The 24146-nt window shown below is 43.4% G+C and carries 20 protein-coding genes and 1 tRNA gene; 4 read left to right on the top strand and 17 right to left on the bottom strand.

Going from position 1 to position 24146, the window contains the following annotated elements:
* Positions 1–35: 35 nt before the first annotated feature.
* The 9 genes from lpxD to rimO form a co-directional block, all read right to left on the bottom strand.
* Positions 36–1052 carry a UDP-3-O-(3-hydroxymyristoyl)glucosamine N-acyltransferase gene (gene lpxD, locus IEE84_RS03825; protein WP_191114911.1) on the bottom strand — a complete coding sequence of 339 codons (1017 nt, stop codon included), beginning with the start codon at positions 1050–1052 and terminating at the stop codon, positions 36–38.
* Between the two features lie 146 nt (positions 1053–1198).
* Positions 1199–3592, bottom strand: coding sequence for an outer membrane protein assembly factor BamA (gene bamA / locus IEE84_RS03820; protein WP_191114910.1), 2394 nt, complete (start codon positions 3590–3592; stop codon positions 1199–1201).
* 262 nt (positions 3593–3854) lie between these two features.
* On the bottom strand, positions 3855–5231 hold the full coding sequence (gene rseP, locus IEE84_RS03815) for an RIP metalloprotease RseP (RefSeq protein ID WP_191114909.1): 1377 nt from the start codon (positions 5229–5231) through the stop codon (positions 3855–3857).
* A 95-nt stretch (positions 5232–5326) separates the two neighbouring features.
* Positions 5327–6535 (bottom strand): 1-deoxy-D-xylulose-5-phosphate reductoisomerase, encoded by a 1209-nt coding sequence (ispC, locus tag IEE84_RS03810; RefSeq protein ID WP_191114908.1) that lies wholly within the window; start codon positions 6533–6535, stop codon positions 5327–5329.
* 58 nt (positions 6536–6593) lie between these two features.
* Complete coding sequence (locus IEE84_RS03805; protein WP_191114907.1) at positions 6594–7403, bottom strand: phosphatidate cytidylyltransferase; 810 nt, start codon at positions 7401–7403, stop codon at positions 6594–6596.
* 189 nt (positions 7404–7592) lie between these two features.
* Positions 7593–8351, bottom strand: a complete 759-nt coding sequence (uppS, locus tag IEE84_RS03800) for a polyprenyl diphosphate synthase (protein WP_191114906.1) — start codon at positions 8349–8351, stop codon at positions 7593–7595.
* Positions 8352–8740: 389 nt separating this feature from the next.
* Positions 8741–9295, bottom strand: coding sequence for a ribosome recycling factor (gene frr / locus IEE84_RS03795; RefSeq protein ID WP_057759123.1), 555 nt, complete (start codon positions 9293–9295; stop codon positions 8741–8743).
* A 112-nt stretch (positions 9296–9407) separates the two neighbouring features.
* Positions 9408–10133 carry a UMP kinase gene (gene pyrH / locus IEE84_RS03790; RefSeq protein WP_057759121.1) on the bottom strand — a complete coding sequence of 242 codons (726 nt, stop codon included), beginning with the start codon at positions 10131–10133 and terminating at the stop codon, positions 9408–9410.
* Between the two features lie 172 nt (positions 10134–10305).
* Positions 10306–11892, bottom strand: a complete 1587-nt coding sequence (rimO, locus tag IEE84_RS03785) for a 30S ribosomal protein S12 methylthiotransferase RimO (RefSeq protein ID WP_191114905.1) — start codon at positions 11890–11892, stop codon at positions 10306–10308.
* Between the two features lie 135 nt (positions 11893–12027).
* Here rimO and IEE84_RS03780 point away from each other — a divergent pair, with 135 nt between their 5' ends.
* The 3 genes from IEE84_RS03780 to IEE84_RS03770 all read left to right on the top strand — a co-directional run bounded on the left by IEE84_RS03780 (position 12028) and on the right by IEE84_RS03770 (position 15576).
* A complete protein-coding gene (locus tag IEE84_RS03780) occupies positions 12028–13392 on the top strand; it encodes a two-component system sensor histidine kinase NtrB (RefSeq protein ID WP_191114904.1) in 1365 nt (454 codons plus the stop codon).
* Between the two features lie 99 nt (positions 13393–13491).
* On the top strand, positions 13492–15273 hold the full coding sequence (locus IEE84_RS03775) for a sigma 54-interacting transcriptional regulator (protein WP_191114903.1): 1782 nt from the start codon (positions 13492–13494) through the stop codon (positions 15271–15273).
* A 218-nt stretch (positions 15274–15491) separates the two neighbouring features.
* Positions 15492–15576: transfer RNA gene (locus IEE84_RS03770), tRNA-Leu, on the top strand.
* A 213-nt stretch (positions 15577–15789) separates the two neighbouring features.
* Here the strand turns inward: IEE84_RS03770 and IEE84_RS13150 are convergent.
* From IEE84_RS13150 to IEE84_RS03755, 3 genes are all read right to left on the bottom strand, one after another.
* Positions 15790–16188, bottom strand: a complete 399-nt coding sequence (locus tag IEE84_RS13150) for a ribbon-helix-helix domain-containing protein (protein WP_191114902.1) — start codon at positions 16186–16188, stop codon at positions 15790–15792.
* 55 nt (positions 16189–16243) lie between these two features.
* Complete coding sequence (locus IEE84_RS03760) at positions 16244–16804, bottom strand: DJ-1/PfpI family protein (RefSeq protein WP_323969952.1); 561 nt, start codon at positions 16802–16804, stop codon at positions 16244–16246.
* Positions 16805–16958: 154 nt separating this feature from the next.
* On the bottom strand, positions 16959–17984 hold the full coding sequence (locus IEE84_RS03755; RefSeq protein ID WP_191114900.1) for a serine/threonine protein kinase: 1026 nt from the start codon (positions 17982–17984) through the stop codon (positions 16959–16961).
* 191 nt (positions 17985–18175) lie between these two features.
* Here IEE84_RS03755 and IEE84_RS03750 point away from each other — a divergent pair, with 191 nt between their 5' ends.
* Complete coding sequence (locus IEE84_RS03750; RefSeq protein WP_191114899.1) at positions 18176–19147, top strand: ATP-binding protein; 972 nt, start codon at positions 18176–18178, stop codon at positions 19145–19147.
* A 40-nt stretch (positions 19148–19187) separates the two neighbouring features.
* On the opposite strand, the gene IEE84_RS03745 is transcribed toward IEE84_RS03750, so the two are convergent.
* From IEE84_RS03745 to rarD (IEE84_RS03725), 5 genes are all read right to left on the bottom strand, one after another.
* Positions 19188–20336, bottom strand: a complete 1149-nt coding sequence (locus IEE84_RS03745) for a ribonuclease Z (protein WP_191114898.1) — start codon at positions 20334–20336, stop codon at positions 19188–19190.
* Positions 20337–20438: 102 nt separating this feature from the next.
* Positions 20439–20750, bottom strand: coding sequence for a hypothetical protein (locus IEE84_RS03740; protein WP_191114897.1), 312 nt, complete (start codon positions 20748–20750; stop codon positions 20439–20441).
* A gap of 94 nt (positions 20751–20844) precedes the next feature.
* Entirely contained in the window at positions 20845–21513 is a 669-nt protein-coding gene (locus IEE84_RS03735) for a glutathione S-transferase (protein ID WP_191114896.1), read from the bottom strand.
* Between the two features lie 212 nt (positions 21514–21725).
* Complete coding sequence (rarD, locus tag IEE84_RS03730) at positions 21726–22796, bottom strand: EamA family transporter RarD (protein ID WP_191114895.1); 1071 nt, start codon at positions 22794–22796, stop codon at positions 21726–21728.
* A gap of 240 nt (positions 22797–23036) precedes the next feature.
* Positions 23037–24107, bottom strand: a complete 1071-nt coding sequence (gene rarD / locus IEE84_RS03725) for an EamA family transporter RarD (protein WP_191114894.1) — start codon at positions 24105–24107, stop codon at positions 23037–23039.
* Positions 24108–24146: the final 39 nt, after the last annotated feature.

Here is a 24146-nt window from a genome sequence, read left to right as displayed (position 1 = left end):
GTGTTTTGAATATCTATTATTTGTTTGTGTTTGCATTAGTTATTGCCTAGCTGACGAAAACGTACAGCAGCACGTCGCCAATTAGCAGTTGGCATTGCAGCAGTACCAGATGAATATGAACCAGCGGTTTTAATGGATTTGGTTACCATGGTCATACCAGACAGAACAACATCGTCTGTAATCTCGATATGTCCTGTGATACCGACAGCGCCGCCTATTATACAGCGCTTACCTATCGTAGTACTACCCGCAATGCCCGTTTGAGCAGCAATAGCCGTGCCGTCACCGATACGAACGTTATGAGCAACTTGTACCAAATTATCAATAATAACGTGATTGCCAATAACGGTATCATCGATAGCGCCACGATCGATACATGTCTGGCTACCAACTCGCACATGATCACCAATAATGACACGGCCTAACTGGGCAATGCGTTCCCAACCTGTGTTACTAGGATCTTTAGTAGGCGCAAACCCAAACCCTTCAGATCCGATGCTTACCCCTGCATGCAATCTAACGTAATTACCAATGACACACTCAGGTCCGACAACGACTTGCGACTTAATCACACAATCGGTACCGATACTGGTATTGGCCTCAACCACGACATGAGCATCGAGTGAGCTGCGTGCCCCTATCTGCACGTTGTCACCAATCACACAAAAAGGACCGATATTGACTTGCTCGCCAATAACAGCACTCTCTGCAATCACCGCACTAGGATGGATCCCGTTAGATAAAGAATGACGTGCAAACAGCTGACTGGCACTGGCATAAGCCAAATATGGATTTGAGACGACTAGCGCTATCGCTGAGGTAGGCACTTGGTCACGATATGCTTCCGTTACCAACACCGCGCCTGCCTCACTGCTAGCCAAGCTAGAGATATAGTGAGGATCTGCCAAAAAGCTTAACTGCTGCTGACTGGCCGTCGTCAAACTACCGACGCTACTGAATGGTTGACACAATTGCTCAGTATCAATCTCAGCCTTATTAATAATAGGCTGACGCTGCTCAATTCGAGTAATGAGTTGCTCAATCGTTATCATAATGACTATTAATAAAATATGGTTATAAATGAAACGGTCGCCAAAATAACAATGCGTTTTGACGACCTACTAAGCTCTAATGATATTTCTGTCTATTTGAGACAATCTTTAAAACTGCTCAAATAGATGAGAATGATGTCATTAATTTAGAATGTATTACCAATCTGGAACTGGACTTTTTCAGTCTCATCACCTTCTTTGTCACCAAATGGTACCGCGTAACTAAGTGAGATTGGACCAATTGGTGTATACCAAGTGACACCAGCACCAGCACTGTAGCGGAAGTCATTATCTTGAGTGATCAAAGTATAATCGGTTTCTCTGAAAGTCTCGTCTTCTTTCCCAGTCGTGTCAAATACTTGACCACCTTCAGCAAACAATACTGGACGTACTTGATCTGCCCAATCACCTTTAAATGGCATTGGTAGAATCAATTCAGCACCAAACGTTGCCAATGCGTTACCACCGACTTCTTCATCTAAGTTCCCAGCAATACCATTGACGGCATCATAATAGTTTTCTGATTTAGGACCTAGCGTTGAAGATTCATAGCCACGTACAGAGCCATAACCACCAGCGTAAAAGTTTTCGTAAAATGGTAAATCGTTACCATAGCCAAGCTTGGTATAACCGCGTGCGATCACATCTTTATAAAGAGGATAATATATATTACCGCTATAAGTTAGCTTTTGATAATTAGCATCACCTATCCCAATAGTTGCATCAACCTTATGACTCATACCTTTGGTAGGGAATACTGGACGGTCTAGAGTACTGTAATCCCAACCAAATAAAAGGTTGTAGGTCTGATAATCATTCTTAAAGGTGGCAATACCATCAGTCTCGTTCTCAGGTGTTTGTGTACCACCATCATCTAGAAGCTGCTGTACATTAGATATTCCTAAATATCGACCACCACGTACAGTAGTATTATCAACATTTAGACCAGCACTCAGGCGTTTGGTTTCATCAATAGGATAGCTATAGTTCAGCGTCGCACCATATGAATCGGTCACATAGTTACTAACGTTGTCGTCATCATATTTGGTTTTGCGATAATAACCGCTGATACCTTGAGAAACACCGTTTTCTGTAAAGTACGGATCGGTATAACCTAGGCTATAAGAGTCGCGTGTTTCTGAACGAGAAAGCGCAGCCTTGACACGGTTACCGGTACCCATAAAGTTGTTTTGGGTCAAATCCAATTGGAAAGTTACACCGCCACTCTGTGAGTAACCAGCTGCAATCGTTGAGCTACCAGAAGGCTGCTCTTCAACCACATAGTTCACATCGACTTGATCCGGCTGGTTAGGTACTGGCTTAACATCGACAGTGACATTTTTAAAGAATCCAGTACGCATCAAACGCGTGCGTGACAGCTGAATTTTGTCATTGGACGACAGCGTACCTTCTAACTGACGCATTTCACGACGTAATACTTCGTCTTGCGTTTTAATATTACCCGTAAAGTTAATACGGCGAACGTAGATAGGACGTGCAGGGTCGATATAGTAATCGACATCGACCATTTTCGTATCGTCATTGATACGTGGTACTGGTCTGATTTGAGCTAGATAATAGCCTTCATTACCATAGCGTCTTTTAAGAGAAGCAGTGGTTTCGTCTAGTTTTGCTTGCGAGTATTTTTCATTAGATGCAAAGCTAACCAGCTCTTTTAGCTCACTGTTCTCAAAGGTAGGTTTACCTAAAAAGTTCACTTCGCCAAACTGGTATTGCTCGCCTTCGCTTAGGCTAACTTCGATAAACACGCTACTCTTGTCTTCGCTGATGTTCAATACAGCATTATCGACTGAAAAACGTACATAACCATCGTTCTGATATAGTGCCTTTAAACTCTCTAAACTGGCGGCCAGTTTTTCTTGAGCGTAACGATCAGACTTAGACAGTAGACGCGTCCATGAAGATTCTTTTACCGCGAAAACGTCTTTAATCTCTTCATCACTAAAGTGTTTGTTACCAATAATATTGATATCGACAACTTTAGCAGGCTTGCCTTCTACAAAGCGCACATCAAGTTTCACACGGTTACCATCAAGGACCGTTTGATCTACTTCGATATTACTATTGTAGTAACCTTGGCTAATATATTGCTGTTGTAGCTCATTGGCCACGCCTTGCAAAGTAGACTGCTTGAGTACGTCACCAGCAGACAGTCCCGCATTCTTCAGTCCCTGTTCAAGTCCTTCTTTCGGAATGAGCTTGTTACCTTCAAAGGTAACTTCAGCAATCGTTGGACGCTCAATGACGTCAAACCTTAGTTTGCCACCTTCGACACGGCTTTGAATATCAGCAAAGTTCTCAGTTGCATATAGCGCCTTAATACTGGCAGCTAAGCTACTATCATTCACCGTATCGCCTACCGTAACAGGTAAGACCGGATAGAGGCTATCAGGGGTTAGGCGTTGTAAGCCATTAAAACCGATGTCAGTTACTACAAATTCTGCAGCCTGTACTGGCATACTCATCATCGCTACAACTAACGGCAACCCAGCCGCGCTCATAATTAAAGGCGTACGCATAAACACTATCCGTCAATAAAAAAATTGCTTAAGTTAAGTTAAAAGGCACGTATTGTCTAACCCGTGCGCATAAGTTTATAAACCCATGCAAGGGTAACTCAGAACACTTTATATAAATTGCATCACAAAATAAACTAAAAATTACGATTAGTACAGAGGCTGCGACACAGAGTAGCATGCCTATCATAACAATAATCAGCCTATAATAGGCGTAAAACCATTAGTATATCGTGCTTTATCAGCCATATTGCTCATCCGCCGGTCAAAATAGCCGGCTGATGTCATTACCAATTGCTAACACCATGAAACCTGCCAGCAAGAGTAAACCGATATTTAGACCGATCATTTGCACACCTTCAGACAGTGGCTTACCGCGAATCAGCTCGATAAAATGATAGACTATATGACCACCGTCTAATACTGGAACCGGCAAAAGGTTTAAGACGGCAAGACTCAGGCTAATTAGCGCCGCTGTCGACAATACCATCTGCCAACTGATATCAAAGCTTTGCTTAGCGACTTTGGCAATGGTAATTGGCCCTGATAGATTGTCTAAACCAATCATACCTGACAGCATTTTTCCCATTGAACTTACGGTCATTACTGCGAGCTGCTCAGTCTTTTCAAATGACTTCACTAACGACTCACTAGGACCATAGACCACGGTGGTCTTATAATCATCAGGAATAACAATCTCAGTCTGATCAACCATTGCACCAATCTGTCCGTAATCATTACCCAAGTTATCTTTTTTACCTTGGGGCATAATCTGCAACTGTACAGGCTTGTCATCACGCAACACCGTAAAGTTCATTAGCGTTTCAGGATTATCACGAATGATACGCGTGGCAGTAATCCAATCTTCGATTGACTCATTATTAATAGCAGTAATGCGGTCGCCAACCTTTAGACCTTGGCGGCTAGCGGCACCATCGGGAGCCAAACCACCTACAATCGGCGCAATCTGCGGCTGCCACGGCAACATACCAAAGCTGGTCAATGCGTCTTTGCCTTGAGCATCGCCTTGCATAAACTGCGTAACTGGTGCTTTATATGTCTTAGTCGACTGATCGGTTTGGGCATCTGACTGCAAGGTAATGCTGACATTATCCGTCTCACCCATACGTCCTGCAAGGCGATAGTTAATACCTTCCCATGTCTGCACATCATGTCCATCAATCGCAACGATCTTATCGCCGACTGGCAGCTGTGCCATTGCAGCAGGCGTATCTGGTAGTACCTGACCAATCTTAGTCGCCAACTGCTCAGATGGGGTCATAAACAGTACCCAAAATAGCGCGATAGCGATAACAAAATTCATGATAGGGCCAGCTGCAACGATAGCAATTTTCTTGAGCGGATGCTGTCGATTAAACGCAAGATGCTGCTCATCTTTTGCGACATTACCTTCACGCTCATCTAGCATTTTTACATAGCCACCAAGTGGCAATGCTGAGATACGATAGTCGATACCGCTCTTTTTGCTGGTCCAGCCAAAAACTTTAGGACCAAAGCCGATAGAGTACGTCAGCACTTTGACACCGCAAAGCCGCGCCACAATATAATGTCCCCACTCGTGTAAGGCAATAAGCGGGCCTAAAACAAATATGGCGGCAAGAAGTGTTAGTAAAAACGTCATGATTTTTTCTCAGTATTGTCTCTCAGCATTTTATTAACATCTTCGCCAATATCGTTTATCAATGTCATATATCAGCTAAGAGACGCTTGCTACGATTATGTCAGCTTTGCTACCAACTTATCAGTCAAGTGGCGTGCAATCTTATCGATTGCCAATATATCTTCTATATCAGCAGTTTCGTTCAATGGCGGCAGCTGTATATCATTTAAGGCTTGTTCGTTAATATTAGCAATATCAGTCAAACGAATCTTCCCATCGAGGAACGCTGCTACTGCAATTTCGTTTGCCGCATTAAGCACAATAGTGGCTTGTGTTCCGTCTTGCATAGCTTGGCGAGCCAAACGCAAACAGGCGAATTTTTGTAGATCTGGCTCAATAAACTCCAAACCACTAAGTGCAAATAAGTCTAACGGCTGTGAGCCACTATCAATCCGATCAGGGTAGCTAAGCGCGTGCGCAATGGGCGTTTTCATGTCTGGACTACCCAACTGCGCCAAAAAGCTGCCATCGCTATATTCTACCATTGAGTGAATGATACTTTGTGGATGAATGACCACATTTATCTTATCTTCAGGCAAATCAAATAAGTGACAGGCTTCTATCAGCTCAAGCCCCTTATTCATCATCGTGGCCGAATCGACAGATATCTTTTGACCCATTGACCAATTAGGGTGTTTGACCGCTTCTGCGACGCTTGCCTGCTGCATCTGCTCAAACGACTGCTGCAAAAATGGCCCACCAGAAGCTGTCAACCATAGTTTACGGACACCATGATTTGGCTGATGAATTTGCGTATTGTCTTGCTGAATAGCGAGTGGCAAGCATTGAAAAATGGCATTGTGTTCAGAGTCCAGCGGCAGCAAAGTGGCTTTGTGCGTCTTGACCGCATCGATCATGACTTTACCTGCCATGACTAAGGCTTCTTTGTTGGCCAATAAGATACGTTTGCCTGCACGTGCTGCTGCTAACGTGGATGGCAACCCTGCCGCCCCTACAATCGCCGCTACAACCGTATCAGTCTGTGAGTCAGTGGCAATATCTACCAATCCTGCCTCGCCCCCTACGACATCACTATCAATCCCTGCTGCTTTAAGCCTGTGAGCAAAATCATCTACGGCTGACGTCGGCACACTGACGCGTTTCGGCAAAAACTGCTGGCAGAGTGCAAATAGCTTATCTAAGCGATGATAGCCTGACAAAGCATAGACTTCATAGTGATGCGGTTGCGCCGCTAATATTGCTAAAGTGCTATCGCCAATCGAGCCTGTCGCGCCTAGTACGGCGATGCGTTGCGTCATAACCATCAATGCCCATGATACTTAAAAATAATAAAAATAGAATATCGTCTGTTAACTATAAACCTTACACCACTATCAACCCAAGCTGCTGTATTGCCCAAAAACCAAGGGCAAATATCGGTGTGGCAGACAACAGGGAGTCAATACGATCAAGGATACCACCGTGACCTGGCAAGATAGTGCCTGAATCTTTTACATCAGCACGGCGCTTGAGCATCGACTCGAACAAGTCCCCAAGTACAGAGGCAAGAATAGTGATGGCCGATAACGCTACAAATGCGATTAACGGTACACCGGTCAGCTGTAATTTAAAGACGCTAATGGCTACCACAACTAGCAGCCCTGTGACGAGGCCACCAGCCAACCCTTCCATGCTCTTATTGGGTGAGACATTTGGTGCCATTTTTCGGCGACCAAGCTTACGTCCAACAAAATATGCGCCACTATCTGCACACCATACTAATAAGAACACATACAGCAGCCACCATGCCGACAATTGCCAGAGATAGAACATCGCCGTAATAGATGCCGTCAAAATAACCGCGCCCATCATTGCCAGCTGGTTGCCGTACCATCTCGTCTGTGTTGGGAAGACTCGAACCCAAGACAGCGCCATCAGCCATATAACGAGTGACGCCACCCACCAAAACAACCAAGTTACCTTGAACATCAGTGAGAATATAGTAAGCGCCAAAATCAATAGAACGAATACAGCAGGCTGGCGCCACTTAGGCATCAATTTAGCCCATTCATGAGCGGCGATAATGACCCCAATGGCCAACAGTGGTGCAAATAAAATAGGCGTTTGGCTCGCAAACATTGCAATACCAACGATAATAACGAGAACAATTGCCGTCTTAATTCGTTGCCACATACTTATCGAGCCTTATAATAATGAAGAACAGATGGTCAAAAAATGCATTATAGCAGCTAACTAACGATGGCCTAGTGATAGCATTCAATACTCATTCAAGCCATTTATCATTGCATAAACCAACCCTATTGACCAGTTATACAATACTAACTGAACTGAACCGACTAAACTTACCTATCAACTCATTGCTCAGTGCCCTTGCTGCTCTATTACTACCTGCTCGCTGGTTTTGCCAAAGCGGCGTTGACGTTTTGCAAACTCTGCGATCATCAAAGCCAGCTCTTCTGCTGTAAAATTTGGCCATAATGTGGGAGTGAAAAACAGCTCAGCATAAGCAGATTGCCACAATAAGAAATTAGAAATACGATACTCGCCGCCCGTACGTACCAGGATATCTACTGCTGGGGCATCAGCTAATTGTACGTAGTTACCTAACAGCTCTTCGCTGACATCTTCAGCTTTTAGTTTACCAGCTTGCACTTGCTGAACCAGCTGTTTTGCTGCATTTGCAATATCCCACTGTCCACCGTAGCTAATTGCAATCACCAGCGTCATTGCATCAAAATCCGCCGTCTTTTCTTCCGCGTCAGCCATTAGCGTTTGTAATGACTCACTAAGCTGACTACGGTCACCAATGAAACGCAAGCGAATACGATACTCATTCATACGCGGCATTTGCTCATGAATTGTCGATATGAGTAGCTGCATCAACAATGCTACCTCACTAGGCGGTCTCTGCCAATTTTCGCTAGAAAACGCAAATACAGTTAGTACTTCAATGCCTGTATTGACACAGTAATCAACGATAGGGTCGAGCGCATCTTTGCCAGCCACATGTCCTTGACCGTGGCCCAAATCATTGGCCTTACCATAGCGATTATTACCATCCATAATAATGGCGATATGACGAGGAAGAATAGCGGGTGCCAAAACGGCTGAAGTGGACATAGGCGAACTTGCTTATTGTTAAGGTAAAATAATAATAACGTGTGTAACGGCGATTAAAAAGCGACATTTATATAATTCACTAACTTATCACAATTGCGTCGTTAGTTTTTAGTGTTCAGAATGCGATAGATACAGCTCAATCAATCACACCTTTTGCGTGCCTTAGATATGGCCTCATATGGTTGATTCAGTTTAAAAGAGAAACAGAGCAACCGAGTGCAGATGTAACTGTGATACTTTAAGCGAGGTCAACGCTGTCGCTCTTTTATGAAGGATTGACTATATCAGTCTACACAATAATAAACAGCCAATAGCTATAAAGTATTGGCTGCTCAATTACAGGTAATCTTCCGAACTATTTCTTGCTATCAACACCAAATATATCAGTATTAAACTTCCATCAAATCGCTTTCTTTCTTACTCAAGCGAGCATCGATTGTTTCGATATACTTGTCAGTGATTTTTTGAATATCATCACTAGCGCGGCGCTCGTCATCTTCTGAGATTTCTTTTTCTTTTGCCAAGTCTTTAATATCGTTCATCATGTCACGGCGAATATTACGGATAGAAACTCGGCTGCTCTCAGCCTCACCACGTGCAAGTTTTTGCATATCGCGACGAGTATCTTCTGTCAATGCTGGCATTGGCACACGAATCACATCAGCAGACATTGGGTTTAGACCCAAATCTGCTTCACGAATGGCCTTATCTACTGCTTGTACCATCGTACGGTCAAACGGTTGAACCAGCAAGGTACGTGAGTCTTCAACGTTGACGCTTGCCACTTGGTTCAATGGTGTATCAGAACCGTAGTAGCTGACCATCACACCTGACAACATACCTGGATGCGCACGACCAGTACGAACTTTACTGAAAGTGCTTTCAAGCGCTTCCAATGTTTTTTGCATGCGTGCTTCGCCGTCTTGCTTAATCTCTTTAATCATTGTGTATCCTTATTTATCGTTACCGACAAATTTTTTATTTGCTATTGGGATATTAATTATGTGTTGCTAATCGTTAGCTACTTACTGGCGTTAGTTGCCAGTATCGCATCAATTAATGAAAAACTCGTGTGCCTTCATTTTCACCCATGATGACATTCAATAATGCATTGGGTTTAGTCATGTCAAACACTTGCAGCGGTACGTTATGCTCACGGCATAATGCGATAGCCGTTAAATCCATGACGCCTAGCTTTTGCTCTAGTACTTCATCAAAGGTCAGACCGTCATACTTGACTGCATCGTCATGTAGACTTGGGTCTTTGTCATAGACGCCATCGACCTTAGTCGCTTTTAAAATCAAACCAGCTTCGATCTCGATACCGCGCAAACAAGCAGCGGTGTCAGTAGTAAAGAATGGGTTGCCTGTTCCGGCAACAAAGATACAAACTTCGCCGTTTTTAAGATAACGAATGGCATTACGACTGCTATAGCTTTCGGTGACTTCACCAATCGGTAGCGCTGACATCAAGCGCGTTTTGATATTGCGACGCTCAAGCGCATCACGCATTGCCAGTCCGTTCATAACGGTCGCTAGCATGCCCATCTGATCACCAGTAACACGGCCAACGAGACCTTCTTTTTGTAACTGTGCACCGCGATATAAGTTACCACCGCCGACTACGATACCAACTTGGACACCGAGTCCACGCAAGTGAGCGATAGATAAGCTCATTTTATCAAGCACTTCGGTATCAATACCCATGTCTTTACTACCAGCTAAGGCTTCACCGGAGAGTTTCAGCAAGATACGAGCGTAACGCGGGTTTTTGTCAGACATGAGGTCACCTTGTTATCATGAAATTATAAAGAAAATTATCGGTAAAATACAAATCGAGTTTGCCCACAACGCTACACTTACAGCTAAGCGTATTAAAAAGGCTAAATTGCGCTAATTGTAGCAAAAACTGCCCGCCATTGGGCAATTTTCACTCGCATATCTTATTGGATATCTAGCCTTGATAACTGGCGAACAGATCATATTCGCTAGCATCATCGATAGTCACGGTTAAGAACTGCCCTACTTTAACTTGAGCGTTGATGTCATCAACATAGACATGACCATCAATTTCAGGTGCATCAGCATAGCTACGGCAAATAGCAATATTTTCATCGCTATCAATTTCATCGACCAATACCGTTAAGGTCTTGCCGACTTTTTCTTGTAGCTTTTGCGCTGAAATATCTTGCTGTAGCGCCATTAAACGCTCATAACGAGATTGCTTGATGTCTTCAGGGACATGGTCAGGCAAGTCGTTGGCCACTGCGCCTTCTACTTCTGAATAAGTGAATGCGCCCACGCGATCAAGACGTGCCTCAACTAGCCAATCAAGCAAGCACTGAAAATCTTCTTCTGTCTCGCCAGGGAAGCCAACCACAAAGGTCGAACGAATCACGATATCAGGACAGATATCACGCCACGCTTTGATACGAGCCAAGGTGTTTTCGCTATGCGCAGGACGTTTCATCGCCTTTAGAATACGATGGCTGGCATGCTGGAACGGAATGTCCAGATAAGGAAGCAGTTTCTTCTCACCCATCAACTCAACGACTTTGTCTACATGTGGATACGGATAGACATAATGCAGGCGTACCCAAATGCCCAAATCGTTCAATGCTTGGCATAAGTCATAAAACTTAGACTTGAGCGGCATGCCATTCCAAAAGCTGGTCTTGTACTTTAGGTCAAGACCATATGCCGAGGTATCTTGCGAGATGATAAGTAATTCTTTCACGCCAGCTTTTTTGAGTGCCAGTGCTTCGTTCATCACATTATCAATCGGGCGCGATACCAAATCACCGCGCAAGCTTGGGATAATGCAGAACGTACAACGGTGATTACAGCCTTCTGATATTTTTAGATAAGCATAATGGCTTGGGGTCAGCTTGATACCCGCTTCATTAATCAAATCTATTTTTGGATCATAGTTGGCGTCCTGACTGCGATTTGGCTTAGGCACATGCTGCGCTACTGCCGTAATCACTTCGTCATAGGCATGTGCGCCCGTCACTGCTAGTACAGCTGGATGCATTTCACGGATTTTGTCTGCTTCTTTGCCCAAACAGCCAGTAACAATCACTTTACCATTTTTGCTAATGGCCTCGCCGATCGCATCAAGTGACTCTTGTACCGCTGACTCAATAAAGCCGCAAGTGTTTACCACGACCAAGTCAGCACCATCATAATCACTGGCTACTTGATAGCCATCACGGCTTAGCTCAGTGATAATACGCTCACTATCCACCAATGCTTTTGGACAACCTAGTGACACAAAACCAATCTTTGGCGCCGCACTAACTGGCATCGTAGCAGTCGCATTGGCAGTCGTTACATCACTGCTCTGGGCTACACTACGGTTCTGATTGTGGTTGGCTTTATGATGGTAAGGTTGTTTAGTGTCTGTTTGACTGGCATCTGCCTGACTCTGCGCTTGTACTATGGTAGGCGCGGCAGGATTGTAGATAGTGGCAGTGTCTTTTACGGCAGATAGAGGAGCTGTTGCTGTCGTATTCACTGACTCGGTAGAAGTTTTGGACATGGCTGACCTTGCTAGAGATAAATTGGCTGAGCGCATTGTACGTTTTTTTTGCAAAAATCACCAGTTTTGCCGCTCTATAGTCTTGATTTGTGGTTAAATATTATCTCAAGCATCTGACTTTTTTGGGCACTACCGATGAACGCTGATTTTATAACCGCCAAAACAACCCCTGACCTCGCATTTATATCTCAGCATTTATTCACCGCTATTTTATGGGTCAACGATGAGCTATCAATCACACGGTTGAATGCTCAAGCCGAGCAGCTACTTGCCATTAGTAGCGGCAGACTGATCAATCAATCCATCTTAACCCTGCTAGCACCCGATGAGTTAAAGACTAAAGATACTGTATCTATAGATAATGATAGTAATGATACAAATGAAAATGAGCCTTCGAGCGAGCCAGCTTACTCTTTGACCGAGCGCTTTGTGCAAGCGCAGAACTATCAGCAGCCTTTTATCGATCATGATCACATTATCAAAACACCACTAAATGGTAATTTATCATTGTCAGTCGACTATAGCGTCACGCCAGTCATCTATGAACAGCAGCCTTATTTTATTATCGAGATGTGGGGTAAAGATCGTCAAAGTCGTATCTCTGAGGAGCAGCGTCAACAACAGCAGTATACAGTTGCCCGTCATATGCTACGCTCAGTGGCACACGAAATAAAAAACCCTCTTGCTGGTATTCGCGGGGCAGCCCAGCTGTTGCAACGGCAGTTTATTAAATTCAGCGACGCATCTACTACTAGCACCTCTAGCGCTGATAATGCTTTGACAGCTACCAACACTGACACGCAGCATGATTTGCAAAAAATGAATCAAAAGCTGCGCAACTATACGGACATTATTATTTCAGAAACTGATCGGTTGACCCATCTTATTGGGCAGCTCCTGGGTTCCAATCAACTGCCAAACTGGCAAACGCTTAATATCCATGAGCCCCTAGAACATGTCTTAACCTTAGTGACCAATCAGTATCCACAGGTAGTGTTACAGCGTGATTATGATTTATCATTGCCAGAGTTGTGCGCTGACAAAGATCAGCTGATTCAAGTGTTTTTAAACCTCATTAACAATGCTTGTGAGTCGATGACTGAGTTCGAACAAACGCTACAACAGAATAAAATCTCAGAGTCTCAAGAATCACCACAAGCTACTATGCAAACTGATAGCAATTCTGATTATCAACCGACATTGCATATTCAAACGCGGGTTGCCTTTCAGCATACGATCGTCGGGCAGCAGCACAAGCAAGTGATGCAAATTACCATTACCGATAATGGCTCAGGTATTGATCCAGCTTTGATCGGTCAGATATTTTTCCCGATGGTCACTAGCCGTGCAGCCGGTACAGGTCTTGGATTATCCATCGTCCAAGATATTATCAGTCATCATCATGGTATGATTGATGTGAGCTCGACAAAAGAGCAAGAAGATAAGCAAACCCGATTTACGTTATATCTACCATTTACTCAACCCATCACTGAGACATAAAACAAATTATGAATTTATGAGTTAAAGACTGCTAAGTTTCCTAACGCTCAACTCCCAATCCCCAACTTACCATCAATAATTGCTGATTAGGCCCAATACATGACTGAATATAGCGACGACCTCCAACCTAAAAGCGATGATCAATCACCACAATCACAAATAGTAACTGTGAATAATGCACCCAGCGACCACCCTGCAACATTGTGGTTAATCGATGACGATGCAGCCCTACGTATGGTGTTGGCAGACACGTTTGAAGATGCTGGATTGACCGTTATCAGTTTTACTCAGGCACAAGCAGCATGGACTCGCCTTAATGATGTTTTAAAACAGCAAGAGTCAGCCGAGCAATTACCAGACGTCATACTGACCGATATTCGTATGCCAATGATGGATGGATTGTCTTTTAGCGACTGGGTCCATCAGCATTTCCCTAAAATGCCAATCGTAATTATGACGGCACATTCAGACCTTACCTCTGCTATCAATAGCTATCAGACTGGTGCTTTTGAATACCTGCCCAAGCCTTTTGACTTAGATGATGCAGTTGCAACGATTTATAAAGCCATCAACTATCAGCCTAATTTAGAAACAACGACTGTTTCCCTTTCAGATGAATCCAATACCAATACAACGTCTGACACGTCTACCGAAGACCTGATAAAACCTAAAGCAGCATCTTCTAGTAAGACAACTAAAGAAAATAAGAACAAAGGTGCCAGCGTAACCAAAGATAATGGGAACCCTAGCGGCATCATTGGACAGTCTCCAGCCATGCAAACAGTGTTTCGTGCTATTGGCAGGCTGGCACAATCTCCCATTTCCGTCTTAATCACTGGTGAGTCTGGAACAGGTAAAGAGTTGGTTGCCAGTGCTTTACATCAACACTCCCCGCGTAAGCAGCAACCGTTTATTGCCCTCAATATGGCAGCCATACCACATGACTTGATCGAGTCTGAGCTATTCGGTCACGAAAAAGGCGCGTTCACTGGTGCAACGACGATGCGTCAAGGCCGTTTTGAGCAGGCAGACGGCGGTACTCTATTTTTAGATGAAATCGGTGACATGCCTTTTAGCACTCAGACACGGCTGTTACGAGTACTGGCCAATGGTGAGTTTTATCGTGTTGGTGGTCAACAGCCCATAAAGGTCGATGTACGTATCATCGCAGCCACTCACCAAAACTTAGAAGAGCTGGTAAAACAAAGCCGATTCCGCGAAGATTTGTTTTATCGCCTTAATGTCATTCGATTACCCCTACCACCACTACGTACACGCCCTGAGGACATTCCTGCATTAGCCCTTTACTTTATGCAGTCTGCCGCAGAGCAAATGAATACCACTCCAAAGCATCTACATCCTGCCGCATTGCAAATTATGCAAACGTTTGACTGGCGCGGTAACGTGCGTCAATTAGAAAACGTCTGCTTGTGGCTCACCGTGATGGCCACTGGTGATACTGTGATGGCGACAGACTTGCCACCAGAGCTACTTGAGAACATCTCACCTAATACGGTGCTTTCTGAAGAGCATGGCTCATCACAGGAAGACGCTCAAGAGCATTTGGTACAAAGTAGCAATGTATTAAATGGCAGTGCGTTAGACAGTCATCAAAATGAGCGAAGTAGCCAGTTGCCTAAAAGCCAAAGTTGGCAACAAGCATTGGCTGATTGGGCTGAGCAGTCGCTAAGCACGGGTGAAACTGATATTCTGCAAACAGCAACCCCTGAGTTTGAGCGTGTTTTATTAACAGCAGCACTCAATCATAGCGGCGGTAAAAAGATAGAAGCCGCGAGCTTACTTGGTTGGGGACGCAATACTCTGACACGCAAATTGCAGCAGTTGGATATCTCTGCCCCGAGAGTACCAACTAAAGAGTAAATAAACGCATAAAACATGATAATAAATTATTATTAATATCAATTACTTAAAATTAATATCAAAAATAAATGATAAATAATTAAAAATAATTGCAAATAGGGGTTGCCAAACAATCAAAACTCTATATAATAGCCAACCACTGAGACGCACTACCGAATCAGTTAACTGTCTAGATAGCGTTTGAGTTTAATCGCTTTTGATGATAGAGTAACGAAAATGGGGCTGTGGCGGAATTGGTAGACGCACCAGATTTAGGTTCTGGCGCCGCAAGGTGTGAGAGTTCGAGTCTCTCCAGCCCCACCATTTTCGGATAGTACATCTTAGACCAAATATCAAAACCTGCTTTTTAGCAGGTTTTTTTGTGTCTGGAATTTGGTATTAGAACTATAAAATATTTCATGAGAAGTATTAATCTACTTTTTTAACCTTTTTAAGTCCTTTAATACTTCCTCCATACTCTGATAGCTCATCTCTACCCGCTTTGCCAATGCTTGCATATACCTGCCATAGGCATAATTAATTAATAGAAAGGTTTCCCTCACTATCATTAAATAATGCACTACGTTGATTTTTGCGGAGGGTTTCACGTTGAATGATATTTTTTGCATCGACTTTTTCTAAAGGTAATCTTGTTTCGCGAGAAAGATCGCCATCGGCTATTAAAGACAAATAACGAGAACAACACACTCTTAAAAAAGAGGTGAAATTGCCAATATCATGGTCAGCATCGAGAGATTCAAGGTATAGCTTAGTGATCAGCTGATTAACCGTCATTTGATCGCGAAATGACAACTCTTCTAATATATCCCAAAAAAACACTTCTAAACGAATTGATGTGACAACTCCTTGGATTCGAAGTGATTTGGTTTTAGAGCTCCACAAGCTGTCATCAGCACTAATAAAAAGTTGGCACATATATCCTCTCTCGATACTGGGGTCTATTGAACATTCAACAGACCCGAATTAATACTTATAGTAAAGCAACAAACTGCTTTAGCATCGCTGGGTGGGCAGGCCATGCAGGTGCCGTTACCAGTTGGCCATCTGTAATAGCGCCATCCATAGGTAACTCGACATACTCAGCGCCAGCCATTTCTATTTCTGGCTGACACGCAGGATAAGCAGATACTTTTTTACCCTTTAATACGCCCGCAGCCGTCAGCATTTGTGGCCCATGGCAAACCGATGCAATCGGTTTATCAGTATTTGCGAAATGCTGAATCATTGCAATGACCTTAGCATTCAAACGCAAGTATTCTGGCGCGCGTCCGCCTGGCAAATACAAAGCATCGTAATCTTCTACATTGATATCAGCAAAAGACGCATTAAGGACAAAATTATGACCGCGTTTTTCGGTATAAGTTTGATCACCTTCGAAGTCGTGTATTGAGGTAGCAATGCTATCACCTGCAACTTTATCTGGGCAGACCGCATCAACCTCATGCCCCATTGCTAGTAGTGCTTGGAACGGAACCATGTTTTCATAGTCTTCAACAAAATCACCGGTAATGATAAGTACTTTAGCCATGATATTCTCACTGTATTGTAATGAAATACGGGAACCCAAATTAGTTTATAGCGACTTCGCTTAAAATGAGCCTGAATATCCATTCAAACATAAAAAACAACGACTAGGTAATATGTGAATACTACAAACAATCACTTTTTAAAATAAAATAATAAATTCAGCTGTTGTCTAATAACTTTAAATCTATCAATATCTTATCTATGTCCTGATACCGTCTCTCTACCCGCTTAGCCAATGCCTTATCAACAATATATTGATAGTGACTATATTCTGCTGACAACGTTGGAATAGGTTGTTGGCAATGCTGAATCGCCCACACTTTTAATTTATCATGGCTATTGGCGCTTACTTGAAACGGGCGTTTCCCTGTTAGTATCTCAACCATCATTATGCCAAACGCGTAGATATCACTTTGCACCGTTGCACCCTGACCTTGCCAGCGCTCAGGTGCGAGATACGCTGGTGTGCCAGCAGGATTTGGTTGGCTATTAGCCATCGTCATACGTTGTGATAAAGCAAAATCAGTGAGTAACAATCTAGGGGCCAGATCATTACTCATAGTATCTGCTGGCCACTCATCATCAGAACCTTCAACCAAGATATTACTAGGTTTAATATCATTATGTAGCCAGCCAGCCTGATGCAAATTGGCTATCAAGTATGCAGACTTCACGATAAAATGATGCTTTTGTGACGCTATCAATGACAGATGTTTTGAAGCGGTCAGTTGACTCGCCAAGCTACCATTAGGGTAATAAGGCATGACTACTATAACTAGGTGTTGCAACTGCTCTAGTATTTGAACGTCCACGCAATGATGAGCCAATAGTGGCGGTGCGATAGCGTTATTTTTGATTTTCGATGAAGCATTTACAGCAGCTAAAATATCCGCTTCATGAGTTAAGTCAGAAGCGATAGGATAAGTGCCATCACTCAACTGCCATTTAATCATCACCCTACCAAATTGCGGATGCTGGGCACGTGTTAGTCCTTGGAAGTAAGTATTGTCGATATGTTGCGTTTTGATATCTTGCGTTTGTTCTGTGCTTTGCTGAGCAATACGTTGATGCACTATTTCCCTAAAGTATTGTGTGTCCAGTTCTTGGGTAATAATGGGCAATAGCTGCATCGCCTGCGCTTGCAAAGCTTGCGTAATAGACGGATTACTGGCACTATTTTCCATGGTATTGTTTCTCATAATATAGTGAGATTATTGCCTTCCCATTCGTATCATTTCCAAAGATAATAATAGCGCGAATAATGATTACAAGTACTACGATTAATAGGTACTAAGATTGTAGGTACTGAAATTTCAGCAGCGTTAATTGTATTTTTGGGTATGGTATTAAAGACAACCTTAATGCTAGAGCCACTATGTCACAACCAACTATCCCAACCACGCCATCTGATCAACCCACTTATGCCCTACCCGCACCTTTGTTAGACTTACTCAGTCAGTACTTACAAGAGCGAGTCACACCAACTATTGAAATCGATCCGAGTCAGCTTGCTTATCGCTGGGTTGGTGGACGCACTGGTCACCTGCAGCCTTTGTCGGTCAACCTGTTTTTAAGCTTAGATGACTTGCATGGTATCGATACACAAAAGTCGAAACTGGTACAGAATACCCGCCAGTTTATTAAAGGTTACCCTGCCAACCATGTATTGATGTCAGGCACACGCGGTGCCGGTAAGTCATCATTGATTCGCGCTTTGCTACAAGCCCATCATAGTGAAGGCTTACGTATTATTGAGGTGGCCCGCGATGATCTGCAAGTCTTGGATAAGATTCGTGCTGCTATTAATGCCCTACCAGAAGATTGTCATTGCCGCTATATCGTATACTGTGACGACCTCGCTTTTAATGGTCAAGACGAAAGCTATCGTGCGCTAAAGAGCGTTCTCGATGGCTCGCTAGACTCTGAGCAAGACAAACTACTGGTCTACGCCACTAGTAATCGCCGTCGCTTGCTACCGCAGATGATGAAAGACAATGTCGATATCTATAATGGGCAGACGGATGAAGTCAACCCCTATGAGGCCATTGATGAAACCGTGTCATTATCAGATCGGTTCGGTTTGTCCCTCACCTTCCATCCTATGGATCAGCAGACTTATTTGCATATCGTTCAGCATTATCTAAATTTAGAGCAGCAAAAAATCTCAGCTGATATGGATAATGATGCTAAGGACATTTTGGCAAGTCAGTCTATGCCTGATAAGGTTAGAAAGGATGCGCTACGTTGGGCCTCAGAACGTGGTGGTCGCTCAGGACGAGTTGCTTACCAATTTAGCCGTTTTTGGAGTGGTAAAACACAATTGGCTATCGAAGACAGTAAGCACTAGGTCATATTTAACACTCAATCATATTTAAGCTTAGCCATATCTAATCATTGCGTGCAGAGCCTATATACTGCACGCGATTCTCTTCTTGACTGCCCTTTTGACTACCATCTTGGTTGCTTACCGACTCAACTGCACCATCAACCATATATTGGTCAAAATCTGCGGCTAACCAAAGATTACCTTGATAAACGCTCTCAGCATCTAGGCGAATATGTGCCATATTTGGCGTTTCGCTATCTGGATTATCAAAGTTCTGATAGCGAGCGCTAAAGTGGGTCAAAATTATATTTTTGAGTCCAGCAGCTTGTGCAAATTCACCGAGCAATTGGCCGCTACTATGCATCGGATCATAGTCTGGATTTTTGGCTTGAATCTTAGTTAGCACTTCATGGGTATAAGTCGCTTCATGCACCAATAAATTCGCATCGACAACGGCTTTGCGCAAACAGTTTGGCGTATCATTGTCTCCTGCTATCACCACTCGCGTCCGCTGTACCTCATCGTCGACATAATCTGCTGAGTGCAATTGCCTATTATCCTCAGTCGTGACATCTTCGCCTTGCTGTAACTTGCCCCATAGTGCACTTGCTGGAATACCATCTGCCACAAGCTTATCTGTATTAAGGATGCGGCGGCTAATAGTCTGAGTAATACCAAAGGCATGAGAAGCAACCCGATGTGATAGCGGCGTGATATCAATATCAAGCTGATGTTGGTCGCTTAAGCTAATGTTAACCTTATTCGTATCACCTTGCTCAGCTAACACCTCTTCAATCGCGATAAAATCGAGAGCAAAGGGTAGATACAGCTCTGTAGTGACGGTAATGGCATCAAGCAAAGTAGCAATCGCTTTTGGGGCAATCAAAGTTAATGGTTCACGGCGTCCTGACATAGCAGCGCTTGCTAATAGCCCTGGCAGACCGTAGCAATGGTCACCATGCACATGAGTGATGCAAATAGCAGCCAATTGATGCAATGAGAGTTTGGTATGTAGCAACTGCTGCTGTGTGCCTTCACCGCAATCAATCAGCACCCATGGACGAGATTTCTTACTCTGATTATTCTGTTGACGACTTCCTTGCTGTACGCCAGAGGTATGCGGATTCAGACACTCTATTGCCAGTGCAGTCACATTACGCTGTTTGGTCGGTACACCTGCAGAGGTACCCAAAAAGGTTAGCTTTAGCATAATGATGCCTTTTATTTATCAGGAGTACTGGCTCAGACTTACGAGAGCGTCTCTTCATTCTAAAACGATAACAGAAATAAGATAAACGGAGAGTATGCCTAGCTACGACAATTGGCATATCATGGTTTTTTGACCTTCAACCATTTGTCCACCATTGGCGGTGCACTCATTTACCATATTTGATTCGTAAGATTTCCAGCCACCATAAAAGCTCGCTGCACACAGAATTACCACTAGAATTTTCTGTGACCACGACTTGATAGAGACTTGTTGGCTATTAATCTGCTGTCTATTATTTTCTTGCATACTGGTATCTTGCTTATTAAGTGACGTTTGAGTTGCTGACTGATTGTCATCTTTGTCTAGGCTATTTTGTTTCAGATGGTCTTTATTCGAGGTATTTAGATCTGTCATAACATTATCCTAAAAAAGGCTTTGTTTATTCATAAACAAAGCCTTTGGTCTACATGGCTACTTAAGCGTTGAGAGAGGATTATACCAGTATCCTCTAAAAATTCAGACGGCCACCCTTTTTTTCTGCTCGCTTAAAGGCATCTCGTTCTTCGCAGCGTTTGAGCCAGTTCAAAAGATTGGTATATTTACTCTGATCTAAACCTACACCAGCATTGGCACCCACGACCGCAAGATGCATTTGAATATCAGCGGCACTAAATTCGCTACCTGCAAACCAGTGATTTTCATGCAAGTGACGCTCCATCATATCTAGCATCTTCTCCAAACCGCTACTGATCATATTTTTTTCAATCTGACCTTGGATTTTTTTGCTGATAGGTTTGATTAGCATGGGCGACTGAGACACTACTTTGGTGAATACCAAACGCATGACCAACAGGGGCATCAATGAAGCCTCTGCAAAGTGTAGCCAAAACGTATAGGCTTCCCATGCTGCTTCGTTATTATCATCAGGTTTGAACTGCTCTTCTTTATCATAGTGCTTAATCAAATACTCAATGATAAACCCTGACTCAATCAGCACACGATCGTCCGCTTCTAGTATCGGTGCATTACCAATCGGATGCACTTGCTTTAAGCTATCAGGAGCACGGTATGCCTTGTTGCGCTCATAGCAAGTCAGTTTATAATCGGCGCCGAGCTCTTCCAACAGCCAGATAATACGAAACGAGCGCGAGTTTGCTAAATGATGAAGATGTAACATAAACCGTCCTAGTTATATATTGTAGTAAATCAGCCATAATATCTCAGATATAGCACCATACGTTTACTCGATCGTGGCACTACTGCTCTCGATAATAGCGTAATTTGTACTTCTTTAATACTGTGAGTTGGCAGACATACTGGAAAACAATGCCTACCAAGTCAGTTCAATTCACATCTCAACCTACGCCTAAGACACTATACTCTTCAACATCAATCTAAATGCAATGCTTCAATCTTGCGCGTCATTTTATCTATTTTTTGCTGATATTTTTTGATTTGGCGGAATCGATGCGCGATTAGCACGCCTTTGATACGGCGATTTTTCAGGCGGCGACGTGGTGGAAAACTGCCCACTTGTGGCTCATTGTAGCCATGTAAGCGGTCTTCACGTTTACGCGCCATATAACCTAATGCGCTATCAGCAATCATAATCAGCAATGCGATAAAAATCATGCTATACATCAGCATAGAACCACCATCATGTAGGCTGCGATCTAAAATTGCGATTGAGAATATGAACAAGAATATTGGCTCAAGGTAGCACAAAGTCCCAAACAGTGAGACTGGCAGCTTCTGACTCGCCACCATCGTTAGTGACATCGCAGCGGTACTGATAATACCTAATAACGGCAGCAGATACCAAAGCTTGTGGTTAGTAATTGCTACTTCAAAACCGCCATTCATATACAGCGCGACCAATACCACTGGCAATAACAATATAAGGTCTGAAATCAAACCAGTAATAGGCGGTACTGCAAGCTTACGGCGTAGTAGATAATAAGGAGGATAACCCAAGCAAACAAACAAAGTCGCCCAAGAAATAGCACCATACTCAAAAATATCGTAAGCGATACCAAGACCTGCACATACGATAGCAGCCCACTGAAGTAAGCTCATGTCTTCGTTGTAAAAGAACCTGCCAACAACAATCATAGTCATCGGATATAGGAAGTAACCCAACGTTACCTCAAGCCCTAAGCCATTGACTGGCGCCCACATAAATATCCAGATTTGCGCGCCCAAAATCGGTGTAGGTAATATAAATAGAAACCACTCTTTTGCGTTCTTTAGTGTTTTTAGATAATCAAAAATGTGCTGCCATTGCTTTAGTACGCTCACCAGCAGTACTAGACTAAAAAACATTGTCAACACGCGCCACGAAGCGACTTGCGTACCTGATAATGGTTGCAGCAGTAGACCAAATAAGAACAGTAATGAGTATAAAAAATTTGCAGCGACAGCAGTGATTGTACCCTGCGAGGTTTGGTTAGTAGTCAGCATCACAACAGCCTTTAAAGATTGGGGCACATCCATGGCAATTTTTAAAAAAAACAAAAGCCTCAGACGAGAACGTCTGAGGCTTTTGCATATAAGGTCGTCGCGCAATCTAAGTTGAACGCTTTTGATGTATTAGGCTTACATCATGGTCGGCATTATGTCAAAGTCAGAATGAATAAGCAATGCCACTGTTCATCTAGTGTCTAAACTTTTAAATTGAGTAAATTTAATGCAGTTAAGTGCTTATTTTGCATCAAGTTGTTCGATTTTTTGCTGTATCTTATCCATCTTCTTTTGGTAACGACGAATCTTGCGAAAACGATGGGCTTTTAGCACGCCATCGATACGCTGATTGATAAAGTGACGACGCGGTGGAAAGCCGCCAATCTGAAGCTCTCTATAACCATGCAAGCGGTCATTACGCTGACGAACGAGGTAGCCTTTTATGCTATCAGCCATCATAACCAGTAGCGCAAGGGTAATCATGCCGTACATAAAGAGCGAACCACCTTCTTCAAGGCTTTGACTCAGAACCGTGATAGACAACACAAATAACAGCATTGGCTCGATATAACTTAATGCCCCAAACAGCGATACTGGCAACTTGCTACTGGCAATCATCGTCAGCGACATCGCAAGCGCACTAAAAGCACCAAGCAGCGGCAATAGATACCAGAACTTCATGTCTTGCGCCGCAACATCAAAACCGCCCGTCATATAAAGCACGATGAGCACGACTGGTGTCAACAGCGTCAAATCAAACAATAATCCTGTAATGGGCGGTACAGAAAGGGTACGCCGTAGCAGATAATATGGCGGATAACCCAAGCATACAAACAGTGTCACCCAAGAGACCGAACCATACTGAACAATATCGTAGCCGATGCCAAGCGCTGCAAATATCGCGGCAGCCCACTGTAAAATGCTCATATACTCATGGTAAAAGAATCGACCAAGCACAATCATCACTAGCGGCAATAAAAAATAGCCCAACGTAACATCGAGACCAAACCCATTGACCGGTGCCCACATAAACAACCAAATCTGCCCACCTAGGATTGGCGCTGGCAATATAAATATTAACCATTCCTTGACTGTCTTTAGCGTCTTTATATAATCAAAAACACGTTGCCACTGCTTAGTCAAACTGACCAATATCACCAAACTGAGCAACATCATGAGCACACGCCATGATGCTACCTGCGTCCCTGTTAAGGGCAGCATAAACAGTCCAAACAAAAACATCATCGAGAATAAAAAGCTCGATGATACCGAAGCAACCGTTCCCTGAAAAGTTTGATTGGTCGTAAGCATAACAACAGCCTTAAAAAATAGAACCTTATTTACAGTATT

It is taken from the genome of Psychrobacter sp. 28M-43, from assembly GCF_014770435.1.
In the GTDB taxonomy this organism is placed as follows: Bacteria; Pseudomonadota; Gammaproteobacteria; order Pseudomonadales; family Moraxellaceae; genus Psychrobacter.
The sequence above is the reverse complement of the archived record's forward strand: the minus strand, read 5'-3'. Positions and strand labels throughout refer to the sequence as shown.